19 protein-coding genes are annotated in these 25,409 nt (G+C 47.4%); 7 read left to right on the top strand and 12 right to left on the bottom strand.

What is annotated here, in order from left to right; all coding sequences use genetic code 11:
- Positions 1-126 precede the first annotated feature (126 nt).
- Positions 127-1,044 (top strand): AraC family transcriptional regulator, encoded by a 918-nt coding sequence (locus tag DW205_RS09045; RefSeq protein WP_005857168.1) that lies wholly within the window; start codon positions 127-129, stop codon positions 1,042-1,044.
- A 15-nt stretch (positions 1,045-1,059) separates the two neighbouring features.
- A complete protein-coding gene (locus tag DW205_RS09040; RefSeq protein WP_005862591.1) occupies positions 1,060-1,947 on the top strand; it encodes an AraC family transcriptional regulator in 888 nt (295 codons plus the stop codon).
- Positions 1,948-1,988: 41 nt separating this feature from the next.
- On the opposite strand, the gene DW205_RS09035 is transcribed toward DW205_RS09040, so the two are convergent.
- Together DW205_RS09035 and DW205_RS09030 are read right to left on the bottom strand one after the other, a co-directional pair.
- Entirely contained in the window at positions 1,989-4,505 is a 2,517-nt protein-coding gene (locus tag DW205_RS09035) for a glutaminase domain-containing protein (protein ID WP_005862593.1), read from the bottom strand.
- Between the two features lie 4 nt (positions 4,506-4,509).
- The gene (locus DW205_RS09030; protein ID WP_005862595.1) at positions 4,510-5,193 is read right to left on the bottom strand and encodes an SGNH/GDSL hydrolase family protein; all 684 of its coding nucleotides are present in this window, start codon (positions 5,191-5,193) and stop codon (positions 4,510-4,512) included.
- 132 nt (positions 5,194-5,325) lie between these two features.
- Here DW205_RS09030 and DW205_RS09025 point away from each other — a divergent pair, with 132 nt between their 5' ends.
- A complete protein-coding gene (locus DW205_RS09025) occupies positions 5,326-6,510 on the top strand; it encodes a dicarboxylate/amino acid:cation symporter (protein ID WP_005862597.1) in 1,185 nt (394 codons plus the stop codon).
- Between the two features lie 75 nt (positions 6,511-6,585).
- On the opposite strand, the gene DW205_RS09020 is transcribed toward DW205_RS09025, so the two are convergent.
- Positions 6,586-7,419, bottom strand: coding sequence for a helix-turn-helix domain-containing protein (locus tag DW205_RS09020; RefSeq protein WP_005862599.1), 834 nt, complete (start codon positions 7,417-7,419; stop codon positions 6,586-6,588).
- A gap of 150 nt (positions 7,420-7,569) precedes the next feature.
- Here DW205_RS09020 and DW205_RS09015 point away from each other — a divergent pair, with 150 nt between their 5' ends.
- From DW205_RS09015 to cysK, 4 genes are all read left to right on the top strand, one after another.
- The gene (locus tag DW205_RS09015) at positions 7,570-8,679 is read left to right on the top strand and encodes an efflux RND transporter periplasmic adaptor subunit (RefSeq protein WP_008778380.1); all 1,110 of its coding nucleotides are present in this window, start codon (positions 7,570-7,572) and stop codon (positions 8,677-8,679) included.
- A 5-nt stretch (positions 8,680-8,684) separates the two neighbouring features.
- On the top strand, positions 8,685-11,888 hold the full coding sequence (locus tag DW205_RS09010; protein ID WP_005862602.1) for an efflux RND transporter permease subunit: 3,204 nt from the start codon (positions 8,685-8,687) through the stop codon (positions 11,886-11,888).
- A 31-nt stretch (positions 11,889-11,919) separates the two neighbouring features.
- Positions 11,920-13,284: an efflux transporter outer membrane subunit gene (locus DW205_RS09005; RefSeq protein WP_034530513.1), complete on the top strand. Its 1,365-nt coding sequence runs from the start codon at positions 11,920-11,922 to the stop codon at positions 13,282-13,284.
- Positions 13,285-13,453: 169 nt separating this feature from the next.
- Entirely contained in the window at positions 13,454-14,401 is a 948-nt protein-coding gene (gene cysK, locus DW205_RS09000; protein ID WP_005862606.1) for a cysteine synthase A, read from the top strand.
- 130 nt (positions 14,402-14,531) lie between these two features.
- On the opposite strand, the gene hisB is transcribed toward cysK, so the two are convergent.
- The 9 genes from hisB to DW205_RS08960 form a co-directional block, all read right to left on the bottom strand.
- Complete coding sequence (gene hisB, locus DW205_RS08995) at positions 14,532-15,668, bottom strand: bifunctional histidinol-phosphatase/imidazoleglycerol-phosphate dehydratase HisB (RefSeq protein ID WP_005862608.1); 1,137 nt, start codon at positions 15,666-15,668, stop codon at positions 14,532-14,534.
- Positions 15,665-16,702 carry a histidinol-phosphate transaminase gene (gene hisC / locus DW205_RS08990; RefSeq protein ID WP_005862610.1) on the bottom strand — a complete coding sequence of 346 codons (1,038 nt, stop codon included), beginning with the start codon at positions 16,700-16,702 and terminating at the stop codon, positions 15,665-15,667. Before hisC ends, hisB begins: the two co-directional genes overlap by 4 nt.
- Complete coding sequence (hisD, locus tag DW205_RS08985; RefSeq protein WP_005862612.1) at positions 16,699-17,979, bottom strand: histidinol dehydrogenase; 1,281 nt, start codon at positions 17,977-17,979, stop codon at positions 16,699-16,701. Before hisD ends, hisC begins: the two co-directional genes overlap by 4 nt.
- Position 17,980: 1 nt before the next feature.
- Positions 17,981-18,832, bottom strand: a complete 852-nt coding sequence (gene hisG, locus DW205_RS08980) for an ATP phosphoribosyltransferase (protein WP_005857196.1) — start codon at positions 18,830-18,832, stop codon at positions 17,981-17,983.
- Positions 18,833-19,075: 243 nt separating this feature from the next.
- The gene (locus tag DW205_RS22250; RefSeq protein WP_005862614.1) at positions 19,076-19,237 is read right to left on the bottom strand and encodes a hypothetical protein; all 162 of its coding nucleotides are present in this window, start codon (positions 19,235-19,237) and stop codon (positions 19,076-19,078) included.
- On the bottom strand, positions 19,227-19,490 hold the full coding sequence (locus DW205_RS08975; protein WP_005862616.1) for a hypothetical protein: 264 nt from the start codon (positions 19,488-19,490) through the stop codon (positions 19,227-19,229). Before DW205_RS08975 ends, DW205_RS22250 begins: the two co-directional genes overlap by 11 nt.
- A gap of 56 nt (positions 19,491-19,546) precedes the next feature.
- A complete protein-coding gene (locus DW205_RS08970; RefSeq protein WP_005862618.1) occupies positions 19,547-22,075 on the bottom strand; it encodes a M1 family aminopeptidase in 2,529 nt (842 codons plus the stop codon).
- 9 nt (positions 22,076-22,084) lie between these two features.
- A complete protein-coding gene (locus DW205_RS08965; RefSeq protein ID WP_005857205.1) occupies positions 22,085-22,540 on the bottom strand; it encodes a DUF4268 domain-containing protein in 456 nt (151 codons plus the stop codon).
- Positions 22,540-25,389, bottom strand: coding sequence for a pitrilysin family protein (locus tag DW205_RS08960; protein ID WP_005862620.1), 2,850 nt, complete (start codon positions 25,387-25,389; stop codon positions 22,540-22,542). The genes DW205_RS08965 and DW205_RS08960 overlap by 1 nt, the downstream gene beginning before the upstream one ends.
- Positions 25,390-25,409 lie beyond the last annotated feature (20 nt).

Below are 25,409 nucleotides of genomic sequence, written 5' to 3'. Positions count from 1 at the left end.
AGCCAGAAAACCTGTAAATACACATAATCCGTAACAATGGTTATATAATCCGTAATTAGGGTTATAACTATATATGAATTATCCTCTATTTTCGCATACAAAATTATTGATTAAATACGTACGGCTATGGATAAGATACTTAACTTAGATAGTGTAGACCTATATAACAAACTATATGGCCTCGAAACCCTAAATCCGCTTGTCAGTGTCATAGATTTGAATAAAGCGACGAGTAGTGTAGATCTCATCCGCTTCAATTACGGCATCTATGCGCTGTATCTAAAACTAGAGAAAGCCTGCGATATCAAATACGGACGCCAGACATACGATTACCAAGAAGGCACGATCGTTTGCTTCGCCCCCGGGCAAACAGCGGAAACAAACCCGACCACCGATAAAGTCCAAGTAAACGCACATGGTATTCTTTTTCATCCCGATTTACTGCGTGGAACGTCACTCGGAAAGAATATAAAGAAATATACGTTCTTTTCTTACGAGGTAAACGAGGCGTTGCATCTCTCGGAAGAAGAAAGATCTATCGTGATGGATTGCCTGAAGATCATCCGTATGGAACTGGAACATGGCGTGGATAAACATAGTAAAACCTTACTTGTAAACCATATCGAACTGCTGCTTAATTATTGTATGCGTTTTTATGAAAGGCAGTTCATCACCCGAGGCAAGACAAACCGGGATGTGCTGACACGTTTCGAAAACCTGTTGGATGAGTATTTCGAAAGTACACTCGCCGAACAGGACGGATTGCCTACGGTGAAATACTTTGCCGACAAGCTTTGCCTCTCATCGAACTATTTCGGTGACATGTTCAAGAAGGAAACCGGCAAATCACCGCAGGAATACATCCAAGAGAAAGTAATCGAGCTAGCCAAAGAACGTATCTCCGGCACGGCGGACACAGTCAGCCAAATCGCATATTCCCTCGGTTTCCAATATCCGCAGCACTTCTGTCGGCTATTCAAGAAACGGGTAGGGTACACGCCAAGTGAATACCGTGCGCAGATCGGTCTATCAACGAATCTATAGAAGGCGTTCAAGAAGATGTTAGATATTAAGACTGTATATGAATGTAACCGGTGCTTGGGATGCAAGACGCTGCACCCACAAGTAAACCTCATCAATCTAGAGAGCCCGAACCTAGAGCAAGAGGCCGTAAAGTTCGAGTTCTACGCGATCCTCTTGATAGAAGACTGTCCGGACGGTTGCTATTGTTGCGGACGTAAGTATTACGATTATTCCAACGCTACGATGGTGTTTCTTACACCCGGTGAGATTTTCCGCATGAGCGAGAATAATACGCTACCCAACAAAGGGTACCTTTTAGCGTTCCATCCCGACCTATTGTTCCACACGTCATTGGACAACCCTATTAAGAACTATACCTTCTTCGCTTATCACAAAGAAGAGGCTCTGCATCTCTCTCAACGTGAGACAGCCAAAGTTACGTGTTGTCTGGAAAACATCGAGGACGAGCTTCACCATGCCATCGATACGCACAGTGGTACCATTCTATCCCGCCACATTGAATTATTATTGGATTATTGTACACGCTATTATGAGCGACAGTTCATTACCCGGGAAAATAAGAACAAGGCTATCTTGGAGAAATTGGAAAGGCTCCTCGACGAGTATATCATTTCCGGTAAATTAGAGAACGGCCAGCTACCCACCGCCGAATATTGTACGGCAGAACTGGACCTTTCTGTCGCTTACTTCAACGACCTGTTAAGATTCGAGACCGGCAAAACACTGGAGGAATATTTTCAGTTCAAACGATTGAGCGTGGCTAAGACAATGCTACTGAAAAACGGTAATACTCCCGCTTTGGTAGCACGACAATTAGGTTATCCGAACGTACAGTATTTCAGCCTTATATTTAAGAAGATCACAGGCATCGCTCCCTGTGAATATCCATATGCGCAAAACTAAGAAACGGAAGGAATGACCTCCTTCCGTTTCTTAGAATGACATTATTTTCCTAGCTTCTTTTCCAGCATCTTCATAAAATATCCCCCGACAACCGAACGGGCTTGAAAACCTCGTTGCGTACCATCGGAAGTAAAATGCCAATCGCTTAGAGGAACACGTGAAGTCGTCTCGTTGGCGTAGTTCCAGACCGGAACCATCAGCGCATTGAAATCCTCCATCGATCCGGTCAAACAAGCGGACCATAAAATCCAGTCGGACTTCGTATAATCCTCCCGGTTATCCAACGGCAAACCATATTTATTTTGTTTTGTCTTGTAATAAGCCATTTCCGTAGCGGCAACCTCTTTTGGGAAGATATTCAAGCCCAGCAAGCGATCCCAGACCAGATTATATTTTTGGCTCCAAGTGCCCGGCTTATCGAAAGTCAGGCGGTAATGATCACCATCGTTCGCCATCTTCACCCACTTAGCGGCCATCTCACGGGCGGCTTCCGTATATTGCCTAGCGATATCCGTCTTGCCTAACATCTCCGCCAATTTCCCGTAGCCGGCAACTCCCATAATTGCCTTGATGGACAAATTCGTGTTATGGGCGAAATGCCCGGCGAAATCATCCGTACAAAGTTGGTTCTTCGGATCAAGGCCTTCCTTCAACAAGTAATTCGCCCATGTAGTCAAAACCTCCCAATGTTGGGCGGCATAATCGGCATTACCATCCACTACCGCTATGGCAGTCGCTAGCACAAGCATATTACCACTTTCTTCCACGGGCATATCGCCACCGTAGGTCTGACCGTTCGCAACGGGATATGTACCCACGTCGTGAGCCGGGAAAGGTTTCTTCCACAGTCCGCTCTCGCTATAATAGAAAATAGGGTTCATCATTCCTTTCAACAAATCCGTATTGTACACTAAGAATAAAGGAGCGGAAGGATACGTTATATCCACCGTTCCGATAGAACCGTTGCTGAAATTTTCTTTAGAGAGGAATAAGAGAGTCCCTTCTTTATCAGTCACCAATTTATGGGCGGCGATCGCCTGCCGATATGCGATAGCGCATAACTCGGCGTACTTCTTCCCTCCTACGGCGCTCGTCTTGCTCATCAAAGAAGAATCAAAGGAACCGCAACGTCTCATCAGATCCTCATAAGCAGCCTCCCCTTTCTCGAACGCCTGATGAATATCCACCTTTCCGTCGTGCTTCCAATAAGGCATCCGGTTGTCTTGGAAATACTGGATCGAATATAAATCATCGTAACCGATCATCAAATGTCCGGAGACGGTTTCCTTGGAGACCTTGCCGATCGGGTCCGTATAAGCGAGAACCGTCATTTGCTCGCGCATATCCGAAGAGATACTTTGCGATCCAGCCGGTAAATTACCAGTAGTCATGAAAGCTTTCTTCGTAGCATAATACTCGTCGATCGTTGCGGAGACTCCCGGTTTCTTTGGGATAGCCAAATAGAAATATCCCCAGTCAATCCGTACATCATCCCCGGTTTTCGCCAGAACCTCTTGATCGATTGTTCCTGTCTTTAGGTAAATTAAATTAGGGGTTTCCGTTTTCTCAAAAGTCACCTCTTGATCGATCGTATTCACGGCCCATTGCGGCGTGGCTTCCATATATAATTGCACGTCGTGATCTTTACCGTCGATGGAGCGGACTTGATAGGTTATATAATTAAACGGAGAAGTCATAGCCTCCAGATCATTCAGCAAGAAGGGAGCCGTGAAAATCAAGTCCAGACTTACATCACCGCACTCAAAGGTGTAGAATGTTTGCGTAGGCATCACGTTCACGGATTTCTGGATCGCTTTCTCATCGAACGTATCTCCTCGTTTCACCTTCCGCATGATTCCCATATCCACATAAGCGCCTCCCCCATTGTTCCGGCAATGAGCGGCCAACACGTTACCCGTAGGCTTCAAGCTTTCCGCCACCGCTTCCGGTATCTCTTTCAGCAAATCATAGTCCAGACCATTCCCTGCCACAGCGATTTGCTTTCCATTTAGATACACCTCGATATTATCATCGTGCGAATATTGGAGGTAGAGGGCATCCTTTCGCTCATCCGAAGGCCAGTCAAACGTACGACGTACCCAGATATCTCCTGTAGACCAAGGCGTGGAACAATTGGGATTATCTTCCGTTCCAAAAGCGGCTTTTCCCTGCTTCCAACCTTTCGGATCATAAGCCTCGGCGAACCAATCTCCGGCAGGCTGAGACATCGTATAATCGGCCTCCCATAGGCCATCCGAGGCCGTACCGATCACCGAGGTCACCTGTATATCGTCCATTCCCATGAAACGGAATGATTTACCATCTACCCGTATACTGCCCAGAAGCGGATAATCACGGCCGGTCCAATGCCGTACCGACTCATCATTCAATTGATCGGCAAACGACCATGCGCTTGTATAGGGATCGATCGTGACCAAAGGAACGGCAGGAGCACGTAAAGAGTTCTCTGCCGCCGCCGTATATACCTCGGAAACTTTCACTTGCGTACAACAAGATAAAGCCGTACAACAAGATAAAGCCAATAAATAGTTTCTCATCCGCTTACTTTACGGTTTTATGAATGGCCTCCAATACGATCTTCTCCATGATCTTATAACCTTCCAAGGTCGGATGCACACCATCTTTCGACAGGTTAGCAGGCAATCCGTTTCGCTCATCTTTCATGGCGGAATGATAATCCACGTATGTCAAACCATTCTTATCCGCATACTCCTTGATCCATTTATTGAGCTGGATAACCTTATCGGCCGGTTGCATGCCCGGTCTCCAAGGAAAGTCATAAGCCGGCAATACGGAGCAGAAAATCACCTTGATATGATTCGCCTTCGCCAATTCCGCCATGGAGACCAAGTTCCCAAACACGTTTTCCAAGGCGATCACACCATTATTGTGAGCGATATCATTGATTCCCGCCAAGATTACCACGGCTTTCGGCTTCAAATTAATAACGTCTTGGCGAAAACGCACTAACATCTCCGAGGTTGTCTGTCCGCTGATCCCACGGTCTACGAAGTTATTCCGGATAAAGAAAGTCGAATCCGCCGGCCACCATCCGTCTGTAATGGAGTTCCCCATAAATACCACGTTCGAAGGAACTTTCACGGTCTTGTTAGCCTTCGCATAACGACCAAACTGAGCCCAATCCCCTTTCTCGGTCTGGGCAAATAACGTAGTGGTAGCCAATAAACAGCCCGCTACTAGTAAAGCTTGTTTCATGTTTTTCATATTACTTGATTATAAAATACAAACCAACGATCTTGTTTTCATCAAACAAAAGTAATCAAAATTGTCCACCCACCCATTCACACAAGAAAATATCTTATATTTGCTGTCATTGAAAAATAAAAACATCCGAATATGCTGAAAAAGATTCTTTCCAACACGATCGTACGGTTGATACTGGCCGTCTTGATCGGACTTCTGGTTGGGCTTGTCGTAAACGAGCCTGTGTTAAAAGCGGTCATGATCATAAAACAAATTACGGGACAGATTATTTTCTTCTTGGTTCCGTTGATCATTCTAGGATTCGTGGCACCATCCATCGCCCGCTTAAAAAGCAACGCATCCAAAGTCTTATTATTCGCTTTTAGTATCGCATACCTGTCATCGGTTGGCGCCGCTACCTTTGGCGCCGTTGTCGGTTACGAGTTAATACCGCATTTGCATATTCAAACCGCCTCGGAAGATCTAAAAGACATCCCTCCCATGTTGTTTAATCTAGAGATTCCGCCAGTGATGAGCGTTATGTCGGCATTGGTATTGGCCGTGATGCTGGGACTTTCTACCGCATGGGTTAAATCCGAGGAGATGGAGAGGTTGCTGGAAGCATTCCAGAACATGGTGCTTAAATTGGTAGAACGGGTCTTGATGCCGGTGTTGCCGCTTTTCATCGCCGCGAATTTCTGTGTCCTCAGTTATGAGGGGGCGATTACGAAGCAGTTGCCTATCTTTTTATCCGTCCTGTTGATTGTCATCATTTGCCATTACATCTGGTTGACCTTACTGTATGTAGTCGCATCGATTTACTCCCGGAAAAATAGCTGGGGCGTATTGAAATACTACGGACCCGCTTATTTGACAGCCTTAGGCACCATGTCATCCGCCGCCACCTTGGGCACGGCCTTGACCTGCGCCAAGAAAAGCAAGATTTTGCGAGAGGAAGTAATTGACGTGACTGTCCCCCTGTTCGCGAACATCCATCTATGCGGCTCTATCTTGACGGAAGTGTTTTTCGTATTGACCGTCTCACAAATATTATATGGAAGTATGCCGGACTTCACGACGATGCTCGTATTTATCATCTTGCTTGGTTTCTTCGCGATCGGCGCTCCCGGCGTACCGGGCGGTACGGTGCTCGCCTCATTGGGCTTGATCATCGCTATTCTAGGTTTCGACGAGGCAGGAACGGCATTATTGCTTACGATATTCGCTTTGCAAGACAGCTTCGGTACGGCTTGCAACGTGACGGGAGATGGTGCCCTTACCCTAATTACTGATACGTTCGATCAAAGGCAAACGGAAAAGGCTTCCACGGCTTTATAAGAACAAACTTCCATGGTGTCTTTTTGTAGATATGGTTGATTCTTTAAGAGTCAACCATATCTACAAAAAGACATATCACTTCCTTTTCATTCGATACTCTATGGGTGACTCCCCGGTATGCTTCTTGAAATACCGTCCCAGATAGGATTGGCTGGGAAAGTTCAAGTGATTCGTTATCTCCTGCACGGTCATTTCCGTGGTACGCAACAACACCTTTGTCTCCAATATGATATGCCGGTCTATAATGGTCTTCGCCGACTCGCCCGTCACTTGCCGGGTGATAGTGGAGAGATAACGGGGAGAGATACAAAGCTCGTTCGCATAGAAAGAGACCTCTTTCTGGTCGAGATAATGGGCATGGATGCAATTGATGAACTTATGGAACAACTCCTCCCCACGGTTGCACCCATTTTGCTGGCGGCTCGAGAAGGAGTACCTTGTCTTATCATACATATTAAGGAAGAAGCATTGCAACTGGTTTTTCACGATCATATCACGGTACACGTTATCCCGATCCATGTAAATCAGCCAAAACAGCCGGATGATCACATTTATGGTCTCCTCCTGATCGGCGGGATGCGTATAGCAAGGATTATCTTTTATGAAGCGGAAAAAGGGCGGATCCAGCCGGAATACGGCCTCGTCGAACAAGACCTTCGAAAAGGATATATATTGTACCTTGAAATCCTCGCTACTCGCGTTCAACGTCAGGATCGTATCCGGTATCAATACGATCACCGTGTTGCGCCGGATATCCCATCGGCTCAAATCGACGGATATATTCGCCGTTCCTTTATAGCAAAATAAGATCATGCCATATCCGCTCTTGTAAGGACGATCCAATAACTCCCTCAAATCGGAATCGCCTATTATGAACGACTCTCCTCTCTCTATCTCAAATGGATTCATATGTCTACTATTTTGCCCGCGAATATAAGAGATCATTAGCATATAACGGATCATTCCATCTCAAAATGAACAATCATCGCCTCATTGTGGAAACAATGGTTCGCCGATAAGCGAGTAGCTTTGCATCCGAAAATATAGGTATTAGTTAAGATGAAAAAGCAAAATCGATTGATGAAGACTGCGATCGCCTTATGGTGTATCGTAGCTGTTGGGTGTAAACAAAGCCCTGTAATCCAACAAAGTTCAGGGTATGCGACAATGACCGTATCCACTTCGGAGAAAACTTTATCCAATAATTACTCGGCGAGTATACGAGGAAAACAGGATATTGATATTTATCCGCAAGTATCCGGTTTTATTACAAAGCTTTGCGTAGCAGAAGGCGAGAGCGTAAAAAAAGGACAAGTCTTATTTATTATTGATCAAGTTCCTTATCAAGCGGCCTTAAACACCGCCATTGCGAACGTAGAGGCCGCTAAGGCATCTGTAGCGACAGCGCAACTGACCTACGAGAGTAAACAAGAATTGTATAAGAACAAAGTAGTTTCCGAGTTCGACCTAAAGACCGCCTACAACACACTACTCTCGGCAAAAGCCCAATTAGCCCAAGCGGAGGCACAAGAGGTGAACGCCCGTAACAACCTTTCTTACACGGAAGTGAAAAGCCCCTCGAACGGCGTCATCGGAACCCTGCCTTATCGTGTAGGCGCATTAGTAAGCGCAAGCCTACCCAAACCGCTCACCACGGTATCGGACAATTCCGAAATGTATGTGTATTTCTCCATGACCGAGAACCAGCTACTGGCCTTGACCCGTCAATACGGCTCGAAAGACAAAGCCTTGGAGAATATGCCCGAGATCGAGCTTCAGTTGAACGATAAATCGCTTTATCCCCAAACGGGAAAGATCGAGACGATCAGCGGCGTTATCGATCAAAACACCGGAACGGTCAGCTTGCGTGCCGCATTCCCGAACGAGGAGCAATCATTGAATAGCGGAGGCTCCGGGAATGTGATCATTCCGGTTACATACGATAACTGCGTAGTAATTCCCCAAGCCGCCACGTTCGAAATCCAAGACCGGGTATTTGTCTTCAAGGTAGTAGACGGAAAGACGCAATCCGCTCCTGTAGAAGTTACCCGTGTGAACGGAGGACAAGAGTATATCGTAAACGCCGGATTGAATAGCGGCGACGTGATCGTAGCCGAAGGCGTAGGTTTATTGCGTGAAGGAACACCGATTGAAGTAAAACAAAATTAAGAACAATGAAAGTTAGCACATTTATAGAACGCCCCGTACTGTCCGCCGTGATTTCCATCACGATTATGGTAGCGGGTATCATCGGGCTTTTCACCTTGCCCGTAGAACAATATCCGGATATCGCCCCTCCTACCGTTATGGTCAGTACGACTTACTTCGGGGCGAATGCCGAGACCATGCAGAAGAGTGTCGTAGCCCCTTTGGAAGAGGCGATCAACGGCGTGGAAGATATGACCTACATGACCTCCACGGCTACCAACTCCGGTACCGCCACGATCACGATCTATTTCCAACAAGGAACCGATCCGGACATGGCCGCCGTAAACGTACAGAACCGTGTATCGAAAGCGACCGGGCAATTGCCGGCCGAGGTTACCCAAGTGGGTGTCACGACTTCCAAGCGCCAGACCAGTATGTTACAGATCTTCTCGCTCTATAGCCCGGACGGTTCTTATGACGAGAACTTCCTCAGTAATTACATCAGCATCAACCTAAAACCAGAGATACTCCGTATCTCCGGAGTCGGCGAGTTGATGGTTATGGGTGGCGATTACAGTATGCGTATCTGGATGAAGCCCGACGTTATGGCCCAATACAAATTGATCCCCTCGGACGTGACCTCCGTGTTGGCCGAGCAAAATATTGAGTCCGCCACGGGTTCTTTAGGCGAGAACTCGGACGAGACGTATCAGTACACCATGAAATATAGCGGACGCCTGCTTACTCCGGAGGAATTCGGCGATATCGTGATCCGCTCCACCGAGGATGGAGAGGTATTGAAGCTAAAAGAGATAGCGGACATTGAGTTAGGAAAGGAGAGTTATGCCTATATCGGACAAACAAACGGTAAGCCGGGTATCTCCTGTATGGTTTTCCAGACAGCCGGATCGAATGCCACGGAGGTGAATAATAAGATCGACGCTTTTCTTGAGGAAGCCTCGAAAGACTTCCCGAAAGGTATCGAGGTCGTAAAATTGATGAGTACGAATGATTTCTTGTACGCCTCGATCCATGAGGTTGTAAAAACCTTGATAGAGGCCATTATCCTCGTTATCCTTGTGGTATATGTCTTCTTGCAGGATATCCGTTCTACGCTGATTCCGTTGGTAGCGATCGTGGTTTCCTTGATCGGTACGTTCGCCTTTATGACGGTCGCCGGATTTAGCATTAACTTGATCACTTTATTCGCTTTGGTATTGGTGATCGGTACGGTGGTGGACGACGCGATCGTTGTCGTCGAGGCAGTCCAAGCTCGGTTCGACGTTGGATATAAGTCCTCTTATATGGCTAGTATGGATGCGATGAAAGGATTGACATCCGCCATCGTCTCTACTTCATTGGTATTTATGGGCGTGTTTATCCCGGTATCGTTTATGAGCGGTACATCCGGTACATTCTATACGCAGTTCGGTTTGACGATGGCAGCGGCCGTAGGTATCTCTACCGTTAATGCGTTAACGTTAAGCCCGGCGCTTTGCGCTATCTTATTGAAGCCTTACATCAACGAGGACGGCACCCAAAAGAATAACTTCGCCGCACGTTTCCGTAAGGCGTTCAACGCCGCATTCGATTCGGTCATCAAGAAATATAAGCACGGGGTGTTGTTCTTTATCAAGCGGAAATGGCTGGCTTGGTCTTTATTGGCATGCTCCATCGTATTACTTATCGTCTTGATGAACACGACAAAATCCAGCTTGGTGCCCGATGAGGATCAAGGTACGGTCTTTGTCAACGTAAGTACGGCCTCCGGAAGCTCCTTGGCTACGACTAACAAGATCATGACGAATATCGAGCAACGGATCAACCAGATTCCACAGCTTCAATCTTATTCCAAGGTTTCCGGTTATGGTTTGCTGGCCGGACAAGGTAGCTCTTTCGGTATGTTCATCTTGAAACTAAAACATTGGGATGAGCGCCCGGACAAGGAAGATAACGTACAAGCCGTGATCGGACAGGTATATGGCCGTACGGCAGATATCAAGGACGCTACGATTTTCGCCATCGCCCCGGCCATGATCCCCGGATATGGTATGGGTAACGCATTGGAAATGCATACGCAAGACAAGGCCGGTGGAGACTTAACGACCTTCTTTAACACGACCCAGCAATATCTCGCCGCCTTGCGTGAACGGCCCGAGATCGCTACGGCTTACTCTACCTTCGATATCAAGTACCCGCAATGGCGCGTGGATGTGGACGCGGCGAAATGCAAACGGGCCGGAATCACTCCGGATGCTGTTCTATCAACCCTTTCCGGTTATTACGGAGGGCAATATGTGTCGAATATCAACCGTTTCTCGAAGGTGTATAAGGTGATGATACAGTCCGATCCTAAATATCGTCTGGATGAGGCCTCCTTGAATAATACGTTCGTACGCATGTCGAACGGCGAGATGGCACCGCTTAGTCAGTTTATCACCTTGACCAAGGTATACGGTGCCGAATCTCTAGCCCGTTTCAACATGTATAATTCGATCGCCGTCAATGCCGTACCGGCCAATGGATATAGCTCCGGGGATGCTATCAAGGCGGTAAAAGAGACAGCGGCCACTTCGCTCCCGAAAGGGTATGGCTACGACTTCGGTAGTATCACCCGTGAGGAGAACCAGCAGAGTAATACGACCATTATCATCTTCGGTATCTGTATCTTGATGATTTATTTGATCCTAAGTGCCTTGTACGAGAGTTTCCTTGTTCCTTTCGCCGTGATTCTTTCCGTACCGATGGGTTTGATGGGTAGTTTCTTGTTCGCTAAGTTCATGGGATTGGAGAATAACATTTATCTGCAAACCGGTTTGATCATGTTGATCGGATTGTTGGCGAAGACCGCCATCTTATTGACAGAGTACGCTACCCAACGCCGCCTGTCCGGTATGAGCCTGACTTCAGCCGCTCTTAGCGCGGCAAAGGTTCGTCTGCGCCCGATCTTGATGACCGCTCTTACGATGATATTCGGTTTGCTGCCATTGATCGTTTCCAACGGCGTAGGCGCTAATGGAAACCGCTCGTTGGGAACCGGTGCCGTTGGCGGTATGTTGATCGGTACATTGGCTTTGTTATTTATCGTGCCTTGCTTATTCATCACGTTCCAATACCTGCAAGAGAAACTACGCCCGATCCAATTCGAGCGTTCCCTTGATTGGCAGGTGCAAGAAGAGGTAAAAGAGGCCGCCGAGGAAAGAAAAGAATATTTAGATAGCAAGAAATAATCTATCCAGATTGTGTATATATATAATGTATATGAAGAATAACATCATACTCCTTGCCGTAGCGACGCTAGCGTTGAATAGCTGCGGCATTTACAAGAAATACGAGCCTGTCGCCACCCTCCCGGAGAATCTATACCGGGAGGAGATAGCCCCGGCAGATACCTTCTCCATCGGGAATATCAGTTGGCGGGACCTGTTCACCGATCCGGCCTTGCAATCCTTGATCGAACGGGGATTAGCCAATAATACAGACCTACGGATCGCCCATCTAAAGGTACAAGAAGCTGAGGCGGCGTTAATGACCTCCCGCCTCTCCTACCTCCCGTCGCTCTCCCTAGATCCACAGGGCACGACAAGTAGCTTTGATAAGGCGAAAGCGTCGTGGACATACAACGTCCCGGTATCGGCCAGTTGGGAGGTCGATATCTTCGACCGGCTGACAAACGCCAAACGACAAGCGAAAGCCGCCTTGTCGCAAAGCCAAGCGTATAGCCAAGCCGTACAAACGCAACTGATCGCCAATATCGCCAACCTGTATTACACCTTATTGATGCTGGACCGGCAATACGAGATCACGACAGAAACCGCCGTGAAATGGCTAGAAAGCCTTCGTACCACCCAAGCATTAATGGCAGCCGGCATGACTACCGAGGCGGCCGTATCGCAAACCGAGGCTACTTGCTACTCCATCGAGACCTCTGTTAAAGATCTGGAACAGACCATCCGGGAGACCGAGAATACGCTTGCCGTCTTATTGGGAGAGACACCTCAGGATATTGAGCGAGGAAGGTTGGAAGACCAATCCTTAACCCCGGATCTGGCTATCGGTATCCCGGTACAGATGCTCTCGAACCGTCCAGATGTACGTAGCGCCGAGTACGCTTTGGCGCAAGCGTTCTACGGGACAGCCTCCGCACGCTCCAATTTTTATCCCTCGCTACGTCTTAGCGGCAGCGCGGGATGGACAAACAGCGCAGGTAGTTACATCGTAAATCCGGGTAAACTATTACTATCGGCGGTCGGCTCCCTCACGCAACCGCTATTTAACAAAGGAGCGAATATCGCCCAATTGAAAATAGCGAAAGCGCAGCAAGAAGAGGCCAAGCTCACTTTCCAACAAACCGTGCTCAACGCCGGAAAAGAGGTGAACGACGCACTTACCCAAGCCCAGACCGCAAAGGGAAAGATCGACTTGCGTACACACCAAATCGAATCGCTTGAAGATGCCGTCCGTAGCACCCAATTGCTGATGACGCATGGAAACACCACTTATTTGGAAGTGCTCACGGCACAGCAAACCCTGCTCAGCGCCCAGCTCTCCCAAGTAACGGATCGTTTTGACGAGCTTCAAGCCACCGTAAACCTCTACCAAGCCTTAGGAGGAGGCAGACATTAAAGATAGTCCTTTCAGACTTGTATATAATTATGATTGTAACCTCCTTTTGTGCGTGACGCATAGAAGGAGGTAAAAAAATACCCGGTTTATGGTATATGCCGTAAACAATCCATCCACTATCTTTGTCATATAAATAAAAGAATCCAGAAACAACAAAATTCATTTGTATATGGCAAGAATAGCAAGACAACTGACCGACCTTGTCGGCAACACTCCCCTGTTGGAGTTCTCTAATTTCAACGCGAGCAAGGGCCTTAAAGCCCAAGTAATCGGCAAGCTGGAATATTTCAACCCGGCTGGTAGCGTAAAAGACCGCATCGCCTTGGCGATGATCGAGGACGCCGAGGCTAAAGGCTTGTTGAAACCCGGCGCTACCATTATCGAACCGACCAGCGGTAATACCGGAGTCGGACTTGCTTTTGTCTCCGCCTCGAAAGGCTACAAATTAATCCTGACCATGCCGGATACCATGAGTGCCGAGCGTCGTAATTTATTGAAAGCGTTAGGTGCCCGGCTCGTCCTCACCCCCGGGGCGGAAGGCATGAAAGGAGCCATCGCCAAAGCGGAGGAACTGCGTGACGCGACTCCCGGTTCCATCATCCTACAACAATTCGAGAATCCCGCTAACCCGGCCGTACATATCCGTACGACCGCCGAAGAGATCTGGCGTGATACGGATGGTAAAGTCGATCTGTTTGTAGCCGGCGTAGGAACCGGAGGCACGGTCAGCGGTGTCGGTGCCGGATTGAAAGCTCACAACCCGAACGTACAAATCGTAGCGGTAGAGCCTAGCGATTCACCGGTACTTTCCGGAGGCAAGCCCGGCCCGCACAAGATACAGGGCATCGGAGCCGGCTTTATCCCCAAGACCTACAACGGGGAGGTAGTTGACAAGATCCTGCAAGTAACGAACGATGACGCTATCCGTACCAGCCGGGAACTGGCCGGGAAGGAAGGGTTGCTGGTAGGAATATCTTCCGGCGCCGCTGTATACGCCGCCGTGGAACTAGCTAAACTTCCGGAGAATGAGGGAAAAACGATCGTGGCGTTGCTTCCGGACACAGGAGAAAGGTATCTCTCCACGGTTCTATATGCTTTCGAGGAATATCCTCTATAGGCTTTTATCGGTTTATCTGATGTCATAGAATCTGAGTCGAAAACACTATAGTGTTTGTGGATAAACACAATAGTATTCAGACTAAAACACTACTGTATTCGTGCACAAATACAGTAGTGTTTTTTACAGATTACAAGAGCCCTTTCGTACTCGGTAGCTCAAACCGATAAATATCTCGTCGGATCGCCATCTTGATCGAGCGGGCCAAAGCCTTGAAGATACCTTCTATCTTATGATGCTCGTTCGTACCCTCGGCACGGATATTCAAATTCATGCGGGCAGCGTCGCTCAAGCTCTTGAAGAAATGGAGGAACATCTCCGTAGGCATATCCCCTACTTTCTCACGGTGGAACTCAGCGTCCCAAACCAACCAAGGACGGCCACCGAAATCCAGCGCCACGCTACACAAGCAATCGTCCATCGGAAGGCAATACCCATAACGCTCGATCCCTCGCTTATCACCCAGCGCTTTCAGCATCGCCTCGCCAAGGGCGATCGCCGTATCCTCTATCGTATGATGCTCGTCGACTTCCAGGTCGCCTTTTACCCGTACTGTCAGGTCCGTACCAGAATGCTTACCGATCTGGTCCAACATATGATCGAAGAAACCAAGCCCGGTAGAGATCGATGTCTTTCCGGTTCCATCCAGATTCCAGTCCACATAAATATCCGTCTCCTTCGTGGCACGCCGTACGACCGCACGACGCTCGCCGGCAAACAGATACTCGGTGATCTTATCCCAATCATCCGTGATATAGGCGGAAGACAATGAGGTAGCATAAGCCGCCAACTCACTCTCCGCTCCCTCCTCCGGGCGCAACCAGATACCTTTAGCGCCCAGATTATGGGCCAACTCCATATCCGTAAGGCGATCCCCGATCACGAAACTATTCTCCAGATCGTATTCACCTGTCATATATTTCGTAAGCATTCCTGTACGAGGCTTACGATTCGGGGAATTATCCTCGGGAAAGGAAGGATCGATCAATATATCATCAAACACGATCCCCTCGCCTTCCAGTGTTTTTAGGATCAAGTTATGGGCAGGCCAGAAAGTCTCCTCCGGGAAAGAGGGCGTACCCAGCCCGTCTTGGTTGGAGACCATCACGAACTCGAAATCCAACCGCTCGCGAATGAAATAGAGGTTACGCATCACCTTCGGGACAAACTCTAGTTTCTCCAAGCTATCCAATTGATAATCTACGGGCGGCTCTTTTACAAGCGTGCCGTCTCGATCGATAAACAACGCTCTTTTCCTCGTGCTCATAATTTCATGTTTTTCATCGCGTTCAATAAGCTATCATTCTCTTTCGGCGTACCGATCGTAATACGAAGGCAACCCCGGCATTTCTGCACGTTGCTACGGTTACGCACTACGATCCCTTTCTTCACGAGCCCATTATACATGGCATCCGCCTTGGCGACATTCACCAACAAGAAATTAGCGTCCGAAGGATATACTTGATAGGAGAAAGGAGGCTCGGACAGGATCTTCTCCAACCGGTTACGCTCCGTGAGGATCTCGTTCACTTGGTGCTTCATGGTCGCCTCGTCGCTCAAGAGCTCCAAAGCTTTCTCCTGCGTAAGCTGGTTGACGTTATACGGATATTTGATCTTATTCAAGACACCGATAATCTCCGGAGAGGCAAATGCCATACCCAAACGAATACCCGCCGCTCCCCACGCTTTCGACAAGGTTTGAAGAACGATCAGATTCGGGAACCCGGATAATTCCTTCAAGAAAGAGGGATAAGCGGAGAAGTCGATATAAGCCTCATCGATCACCACGATTCCTTCATAATTCTTCAATATCTTATAGATCGAGCCACGATCCAGGCTGTTGCCACTGGGGTTATTCGGGGAACATAGGAAGATCACTTTAGTCCACTCGTCCGCCGATTCCAACACTCGGTCAGCGTCCAAGTCGAAATTCTCGTCCAAAGAGACCTTGCGACATTCCACGTTATTTACATTCGCAGCCACCTCATACATACCATACGACGGCGAGATCGTCACCACACTATCCAACCCCGGCTCGCAAAAGGCACGGATCACCAGATCGATGGCCTCGTCGCTGCCATTGCCCAAGAAGATCGAGTTACGATCCACGCCTTTCAATACGGCCAGACGATCCTTCAATTTCCACTGCAAGGGATCGGGATAACGGTTATACGGCACATTCCACGGATTCTCATTCGCGTCCAGAAAAACGGAGGCATCCCCATGAAACTCATCACGTGCGGATGAATACGGTTTCAAATTCCAGACATTCGGTCTTACTAAATCTTTCAGGTCTTTCATATCGTGTTCAATCTAATTGTTACTGCGTTGCGGTGAGCATCCAGATGCTCGTTGGCCGCCATGGTTTGGATCGTGCTACCCAAGGCACGGATACCATCGGAAGAGATCTCTTGGAAAGTGATCTTCTTGATGAAGCTATCCAAGTTTACGCCGCTATATGCCTTGGCATAACCGTTGGTCGGCAAGGTATGATTCGTGCCGGAAGCATAATCGCCTGCGCTTTCCGGAGTATATGGACCCATAAAGACACTGCCAGCGTTCTCGATTCGCTCCGCGATAGCGGTGTAATCCGATGTTTGGATAATCAAGTGCTCGGGAGCGTATTGATTCGTGAAGTCCACGACTTCCCGCGAATCTTTCAATACGATGATACGGCTGTGCGCTAATGATTTCTCGGTAATCTCCTTTCGAGGCAAACGATCGAGTTGCTCTTGGATGGCACGGGCCACGGGTTCCACGATCATTTCCGAAGCGGTTACGAGGATCGCTTGGCTATCCACTCCATGCTCGGCCTGCGAGAGGAAATCGGCGGCGATAAAATCGGGATTCGCTGTCTCGTCCGCGATCACCTCTACCTCGGATGGTCCGGCGGGCATATCGATGGCGACTTCTTTTAGGCTTACTAATTGCTTCGCCGCCGTCACGTATTGATTACCGGGGCCAAAGATCTTATACACCTTGGGGACCGATTCCGTCCCATAGGCCATCGCCGCTATCGCTTGGATTCCTCCAGCCTTGAATATCTTACTTACACCCGCGACCTCCGCGGCAAACAGGATAGCGGGATGTACTTTCCCTTCCCGGTTCGGTGGCGTACATAATACGATCTCCTTGCATCCGGCGATACGTGCGGGCACTGCCAACATCAATACCGTGGAAAACAAAGGCGCCGTTCCGCCCGGAATATATAAACCGACTTTCTCGATCGCTACCGCTTTCTGCCAACAAGTGACTCCCGGGGTAGTCTCCACTTTCTTTCCCTCGAAACGTTGTGAGGCGTGGAACTTCTCGATATTCGCCTTTGCCGTACGAATCGCCTGTTTCAAGTCCTCAGCGACCAAGGCATCCGCTTCCCGCATCTCCTCTTCCGAGACTTGAAGGGAAGAAAGGAGCACTTTATCAAACTTTTCCTCATACGCTTTTACGGCAGTGTCACCCTGCTCGCGTACCTCGTCCAATACCGTACGGACCGTATCGAACAAGGTGGTTACATCTAATGCGGGACGTTTGATTAGTGAGCTCCATTCCTCACGTCCGGGATATTTTATAATCTCCATATTATACAATCATTTTCTCGATCGGAAGCACTAAGATACCTTCAGCCCCCAATGATTTTAGTTTACCAATAATTTCCCAGAAATGCTTCTCGGCGATCACGGATTGAACAGAGACCCATTCATCGTTTGCCAAAGGCGTTATGGTCGGGCTCTTCATACCGGGAAGCACCTCGATAATCTCATCCAGCTTTTCTTTCGGAGCGTTCAGCAACACGTACTTCTTGCCCTCGGCGACTTGAATCGCCTCGAAGCGGAATAGAAGCTCATCCAATATCTCCAGTTTCTCTTTGGATAGATTATTGTTAGCGATCAATAAAGCCTCACAAGGAAGGACTACCTCCACTTCTCTCAATTGATTGCTTACCAAAGTGCTACCGGAGCTTACGATATCAAAGATAGCGTCCGCCAAACCAATGCCCGGGGCGATTTCCACAGAGCCGCTGATTACATGAATATCCGCCTTCACGCCTCTCTCCTCTAAGAAAGACCGTAGGATCACGGGATAGGAAGTAGCGATCGTTTTTCCCTCAAACCATTCAGCTCCCTTATATTCCTCATCTTTGGGGATAGCTAAGGATAGACGGCACTTACTAAAGCCCAGACGCTTGATCAATTTCGCCTCTTGCCCTTTCTCCACGTACTCGTTCTCTCCGACAATACCAATATCCGCCACACCGTTAGCTACAGACTGAGGAATATCATCATCACGAAGGAATAATACCTCTACCGGAAAACCTTTTGCCGATAATAACAGAATGCGTTTGCCCCTGTTTAGTTTAATACCCGCTTCTTCAAGCAACATCATGGTCTCGTCGTACAGACGGCCCTTCGATTGTACCGCGATTCTCAACATAACTATATCTTATTTTTATATTATAAATATCAACAAAAAAGGCTTACCGCAAAACGGCAAGCCTTTATCTTTTTATCATGAGTACATACATACCATTCAGCCCACCGAACTATCGCCCGCTGTAATGATGATGGTGATGTAATGTAGTCGTTATTTTCATTTCTTTTGTTATTTACGTCGCAAAGTTACAATAATAATTGAAAGAACAAATATTTCTGACAAAATATTATCCCAATATCTATATTACTTCAATCCGTTCTTACGGAGCAACTCTTCTATCTCTTTCAAGCTTATAGATTCACGTTCTGCTTTGTTTTCATAATCATCAATGAAAGAGGCATAATGCTTCCGCAAACGTTTCGCTTCCTTCTTAAAGGAGGCTAAGACTTCTATTCTATATTCCATCTCTCATTTCTTTTAAGAAATCTCTCGCTGATTGTTTCCTCCCGGCAATCATGTCTTTCAGCCCGGCATCAATCCCTGCCAAGATTTCTTCCTTGCTAATATATTCCGTTTCTTCCTCTTCGGCTTTTGTCCTAATTTTATTGTTCAGCTTTTTCAGATAGTTCTTCACACGGTTGAGCGTGTCTTTATCATCGATGCTTAACAATTCTTCGACCAAATCCATCTTTAGGCATTTTAGTTCCATTGCCGTCATACAAATACTCCTTTCTTATTAATTCGTTCTCTCAAGGACAAAGATAATGATTTACTTTAATACAAATGACTCGCTTGCTGCTTAATCTTATTGGAAAGCATCAAGGGGAAGTCCGGATGCGCGGTAAAAAACGCATCAACTTCTTCCCGAGCTTCCTTCGATGTATGGGCGGAAAGCAAGGAGCGAACCCAAGCGGTGGGGAAAAAGATATCGCCAGTCCGCTGTACTTCCGGCATCGCTTCCAAGGCCGGACGGATATAAGCGACCGACTCTTGTTCTCGTAGGCGATGGTTCAAATTAGCGAGAGCGGAAGAGGCCCATGGCTCCACCCTACGATTCCCGGCGATCAACAAGGAAGCGAAGACACTGTCACGTTCCGCCTTGCGGGGCGATACGGATGGGGAGATAAATTGATACTCCTTCTTCCGGTCCGGATTCTGTATGCGGGATAATTGCGTAGCGATAATCTTATCCGCTTTTTCCGGCAAATGCATCGCCAGCATATAGGATAAGCCAATATAATCACTCTCGCTCAACGTACAATCTTTCGGAGCTTTCCGTTCCTGCCATAACGTATACAGACGTTGTACCGCCTCCTCTGAATCCGCTATCGAACGATACAAACGAAACGCCTGCAAGCGATGTTGGGATACGGGATTCGTTGTCACGATCTTCCACAAAGCCTCTTCCAACGGACAAGAATCCGACGGGAATATCCGCTGGCAATCTCCTAAATAGCTTAAAGCCATCGAGAACAATAAAGAATTAGACTCATTCGGTAAATACGCTAACATCTCTTCACGGAACCCTTGCGGAGAAATCGTTTTCCAACGAAGATTCTCATAAAGGGTAATCAGCAAAGATCCCTTCAACACCTCATCTTCCGATGAGCGAAGCACAGACCATAGACCGGAAGACTCCCCCTCTGTTATTTTAAAGAAGCCATAACCACGCCCATTTATATTCGGAAGAATGACACAATTTCCATTCGGAAGAAAACTTAATTTCATTCGGAAGGAATCAGAGTTTCCTTCGAGAGAAACCGGGATTTCTTCCGAATCCGTTCCACAGATCACCCGATAGGTTAATTCTTGCGGCCATTTTAAACCCCGGCCCAACGGATCACGCTGCTCTACGACCAACTCGCCGTCCTTAACCGAAGCCGTAATCTCCGGCATACCCTTCTGATTCACCCACACCTCACTCCAAGCGGCCAGATCCTCTTCCGTATATTTATTCAAGATACGGATCAAGCCCTCCCACGTAGCGTTCCCATACGCATAAGTAGTCAAGTACTCACGGATTCCCTGCTGGAAAGCCTCTTCTCCCAGAACACGTACCAACATTTCCATAACCACGGGAGATTTATCATAGATGATATTACCATATACCAAACCGGCGTTCCGCAAATTATCCAAATCTTGCTTGATCGGATTCGCACCTGACGTACGGTCTTCCGAATAAGATGCGGGAATATAATCCCGAATAAAATTCAACCGGTGATTCACGTCCGGATATAAAGGTTCTACGATACGGGAAGCAAAATAATTAGCGAAAACCTCTTTTGTCCATACATCATCAAACCATTTCATCGTTACATAATCGCCAAACCACATATGAGAGGTTTCATGCGCGATCAAGGAACTCCGACTCAATCGCTCATTTAAGGTAGGATGCTCATCCAGAAACATCCGGCGATCCGTATATAAGGTAGCACCCGTATGTTCCATACCTCCATATTGGAAACCGGGTAAGATAATCACGTCATATTTAGCAAAAGGATAAGGAATACCAGTAAAGTCTTCCTGCCATTCCAACGCGTCGAACACCTCATCGGCAATGGCTGGGCATTGAGCGATTTTCTTCGGATCTGTCTCCCGATGATAAATAGAGATATCCCGTCCGTTCCGGGAATAAACCTCCCGAGTCAGTTCACCGGCCACGAATGAGAACAGGTAGGTACTAAGCGGTTCCGTCTCCTTGAAAGAAATACGATTCCGACCGGAGACGCCCGTACTATCCGTTTGCGTGATAGCGCCATTCGCCACGGCCTGCCAAGTGGAAGGAACTTCCAAGGTCAAGGTAAAAAGCGACTTCATATCCGGCTGGTCAAAACAAGGGAATACCGTACGTGCCCGGTCCGGAACCAATAACGTATACAGGAACTCATCCCGCCGGTTCAAGGATTGATCCGCCGGAGTAAAAGCGATCGCTACCCGGTTCTCTCCCACCGCTACCCAATCTGAGGCTATCACGATATGCTCATCTTTCACCTCGTAGGGAATATCGCCTCCGTTCAAGGTTACGGATGTCACTTGCTCCGGTTCTCCGCGGAAATCAATAATAAGCGGCTGCTTCTCGTCTAATCGCAACGATAGTTCCACCTTTCCCCGGATCGCCTCGCCACGAGATTCCGGGATCGAGAAGAAAAGATTATAACGGACATCGGAGAAATGCTCCTTCCGGAATCGCGCCAGCTCAAGGCCCACACCGGGCCGGGACAAACCGGCCTCATCTTGTTTAACAGAGCTACAAGCAACCAGACCGGACAGTACGCAAGCTCCGATAAATACCTTTAGGTTCATATCTCGTAATTATTCTCTTAAGTATTCTGCTATACCCATAAAATTTCGTTCCAACAAATACATCTGGCTAGCCATAAACGTGAAAAAATCTCCCCAATGCGCTCGCCGATGCAAATCCAATCCTTCCTTTGCCACATAGATACGGGCCACTTGTCGGCCATTCTCACGGACAAAGCAAATATCCCAGATCAAGCCTTCGGGAAAATCCTGTTCCAAGGTCTCTTTATACCAAGTCAGGCGCTCAAACATTTCCAGACGTAAATCCTCGCTACGGTGGTTTACCTCAAGAATAACGTAAGCCCCTTGGCGGTTCGCGTCGAATTTCAACTCAACGCCCTTTACCTTCGTATCATATAATGTCCAAATTTTCTTACGCCCCCGCAAATAGGGTTGCACCTCACAAAAAGCGGCGAAGCTTTCCCAAAACTCCAATTTGAGATTCTTCAGTTCCTCCTTACTATACATTATTTATAAATGTCTTTCCTTGTTACCTTAACGATCTGTCCGAATTTGGAGAGTTTCTCCATATCCATACTCTTTGAATTACCGACTATCGCATATATCATTAAATGATCTTGTATATTCTCCTTATAAAAACGAAGGATATCCTCCATAGTCATCCGATCGATGACCTCCAGATAATCCTTGTTCGGATCGCTCTCGTACCCTTCACGCCGGAAACCGGCGATCTTCAAGGAAAGAGAGCGACTAGTAGGATATTCATTATTCACCCAATTACGAATCGTCTGCTTCACCGACTCCACCCGTTCCGGACGTTCCGGCATATCATGCACCAGATTTTCCAGCACTTCCATCGCATCGATCATCTTATCCGTCTGTGTAGCCAGTTTCATCACGAAACTAGCGGGCTTCTCCGATCGATTCAAAGGAGGATGTTTCAAACGGGCATTTACTTGATAAGCGAACGAACGAAACTCACGGATCTCCTGAAACATCAAAGATGACATATCCCCTCCGAAATAAGCGCTAAACAACCGGGAAATAGGACGATCCTCCTTAGCCTTCAACGGATCGATATACATATAGGCATAGATTATGCTTTGCGTGACATCCTCCATGTCCATGAAAAAGACAGTCGGCTTATCATACGTCATAAGATCACGAATATAGGGAGAGTTCGATGGAATACTTACCTCCTCCAAGGGTAAATGCAGCTTGATCTGCCGAGCGGCCTCCTCCGTAGACAATGTACCACAATAATGCAGGTTACAAGCGACCGAACGTACCTTACTGAAGGTGTCCAGCAACATCTTTCCTTTTAGTTTTTTGATTTCAGCGAACGATAATTTGGTCAAATAACGGGATTGCTCCCCAAATTTGACTTTCTCTAACAGCATATCGGCTACGTTCTCGCTGGAATTGAACAACGATTTCTCCGTTACCTTCGCCTCGTCCACAATCTGCCGTAACTTCTTGTCATCTGGCTTGGCGTGCCGCAAGAAATCGCCGACCAAAGCCATTGTTTGGGTAAAATGCCCATCAAAACCATTCACCACCACCAGAAACTCAGAATCCGTGGAATCAAAAGTCAATGTACTACCAAGTTCCTGCAATTTACCCCGAAAGACCTCAAAAGACATCGATTCCGTCGCTACGAAAGGTAGATAAGCGGACAATTTATCAAGATCACGAAGCTCCAACTGCCCCACTCCATAAGATAGTGTCAGCGAGAATATATCATTTACGGAATTATGAGTCTTATACAACGTGACAAGCGGACGCAAGGATACGACCTCGGCGTCTTTCTCAAAATCGAGAAAATGCGGTTTCAATTCTTGTACGGGTATCTTTTCCAGACGTTCCACATAAGCGGAGGAAGCATCGGAGTTCTTCGGTATAATCGGTGAATAATCCGGCTTGGGTAAGATCGTTTTTGGATAGCGTCCGGTCTTCTTCGTGACGTACATATAATTCTCCGTAAAATATTTCTTGGCGACCTCAATCACGTCTTCTCTCGACAAGGCATCGATACGGGTAACCTCATCCAAATAATCCTGCCAGCTTTTCCCTTGAGAGAAAATACGCATCATCACCTCGGCCCTTGAGTTTATGTCTTCCAATTTGGAGGCATATTCACGTTTCTGTTCCAATTTCAAGCTTTGGAACATCTCATCGCTAAAATCCCCCTCCTTAATACGGTTGATTTGTTTCCATACTAATTTCTCGGCTGCCGCATAGGTCTGGAAAAAGAACTTCGGAAATACCAACAAACCTAATATTCCAGCCTCATTCATACTTTGGTTAACCGCCATCGCACCCATCACCTTATGATCTACCGTCAGCTTATCCAAAAATCCCGTACCATTGGAGTTATTCAATAAAGATACGGCGATATTGAGCGCAACTTGATCCGGATGATTCGCGGGAACTCCCCGGAATCCCAATGCCATAATTTTCACGAAAGGCATAGGAATACGTACGCTCACTTTCTCCCGCCCCTCGAATGGTGGAAGCGCAACGATATCCCGGTGGGGCGGCTTCCCTTTTCGTATCCGTGAAAAAGTAGATTCCAAGATTGGCAAGACCTCCTCCGTATCGAAATCCCCGCTTAAGATCAATCCCATATTGGAAGCGACATAGTATTTCTCGAAGAACCGGCGCATCTCCGAAAGACGGGGATTCTTCAAGTTCTCCGCACTTCCGATAATCGGATACGCATACGGATGCGGATAGAAATAACGCTCTGTCAATTTCTCGATGGCGACGCTAGCCATCGTGTCCCCATACATGTTCTTTTCCTCATAGACCGTCTCCAGCTCACTCTGGAAAAGACGAAATACGGGATTTACCAAACGCTCACTATTGATCTCGGCCCATTGGGAGATATATTGCGGAGAGAATGTATTGAAATATAATGTATAGTCGTAAGAAGTCCCGGCATTCAACTTCGTACCACCGAAACGAGAGATCAACCGGTCGAACTCGTTCGGTATTACATACTCAGCGGCACGTACGCTCAGGTCGTTAATGATTTGCTGCAAATGGGCACGCATCTTGGGATCCTCGGTATCCGCCAAAGCGTCATATTTCTCGGCGATAATGTCCAGCAAGACTTTCTCGGACTCATAATCGATTGTCCCGATCTTATCCGTTCCTTTAAACATCATATGCTCGAAATAATGCGCGATACCTGTGTTAGGGGAATCTTTAGCTCCGGCTTTTACAACTACGGCTCCGAATATCTTAGGTTGGCTATGGTCCTCATTCAACCATACCGTCAAATCATTACTTAATTTATGCTCTCGTACCTGTAGAAAATCTGAGGTTGACAACAGAGATCTCATGGAATCCATTTAAGTTTATATTATTTCAC

Source organism: Parabacteroides sp. AM17-47 (genome assembly GCF_003434625.1).
In the GTDB taxonomy this organism is placed as follows: Bacteria; Bacteroidota; Bacteroidia; order Bacteroidales; family Tannerellaceae; genus Parabacteroides; species Parabacteroides distasonis.
The sequence above is the reverse complement of the archived record's forward strand: the minus strand, read 5'-3'. Positions and strand labels throughout refer to the sequence as shown.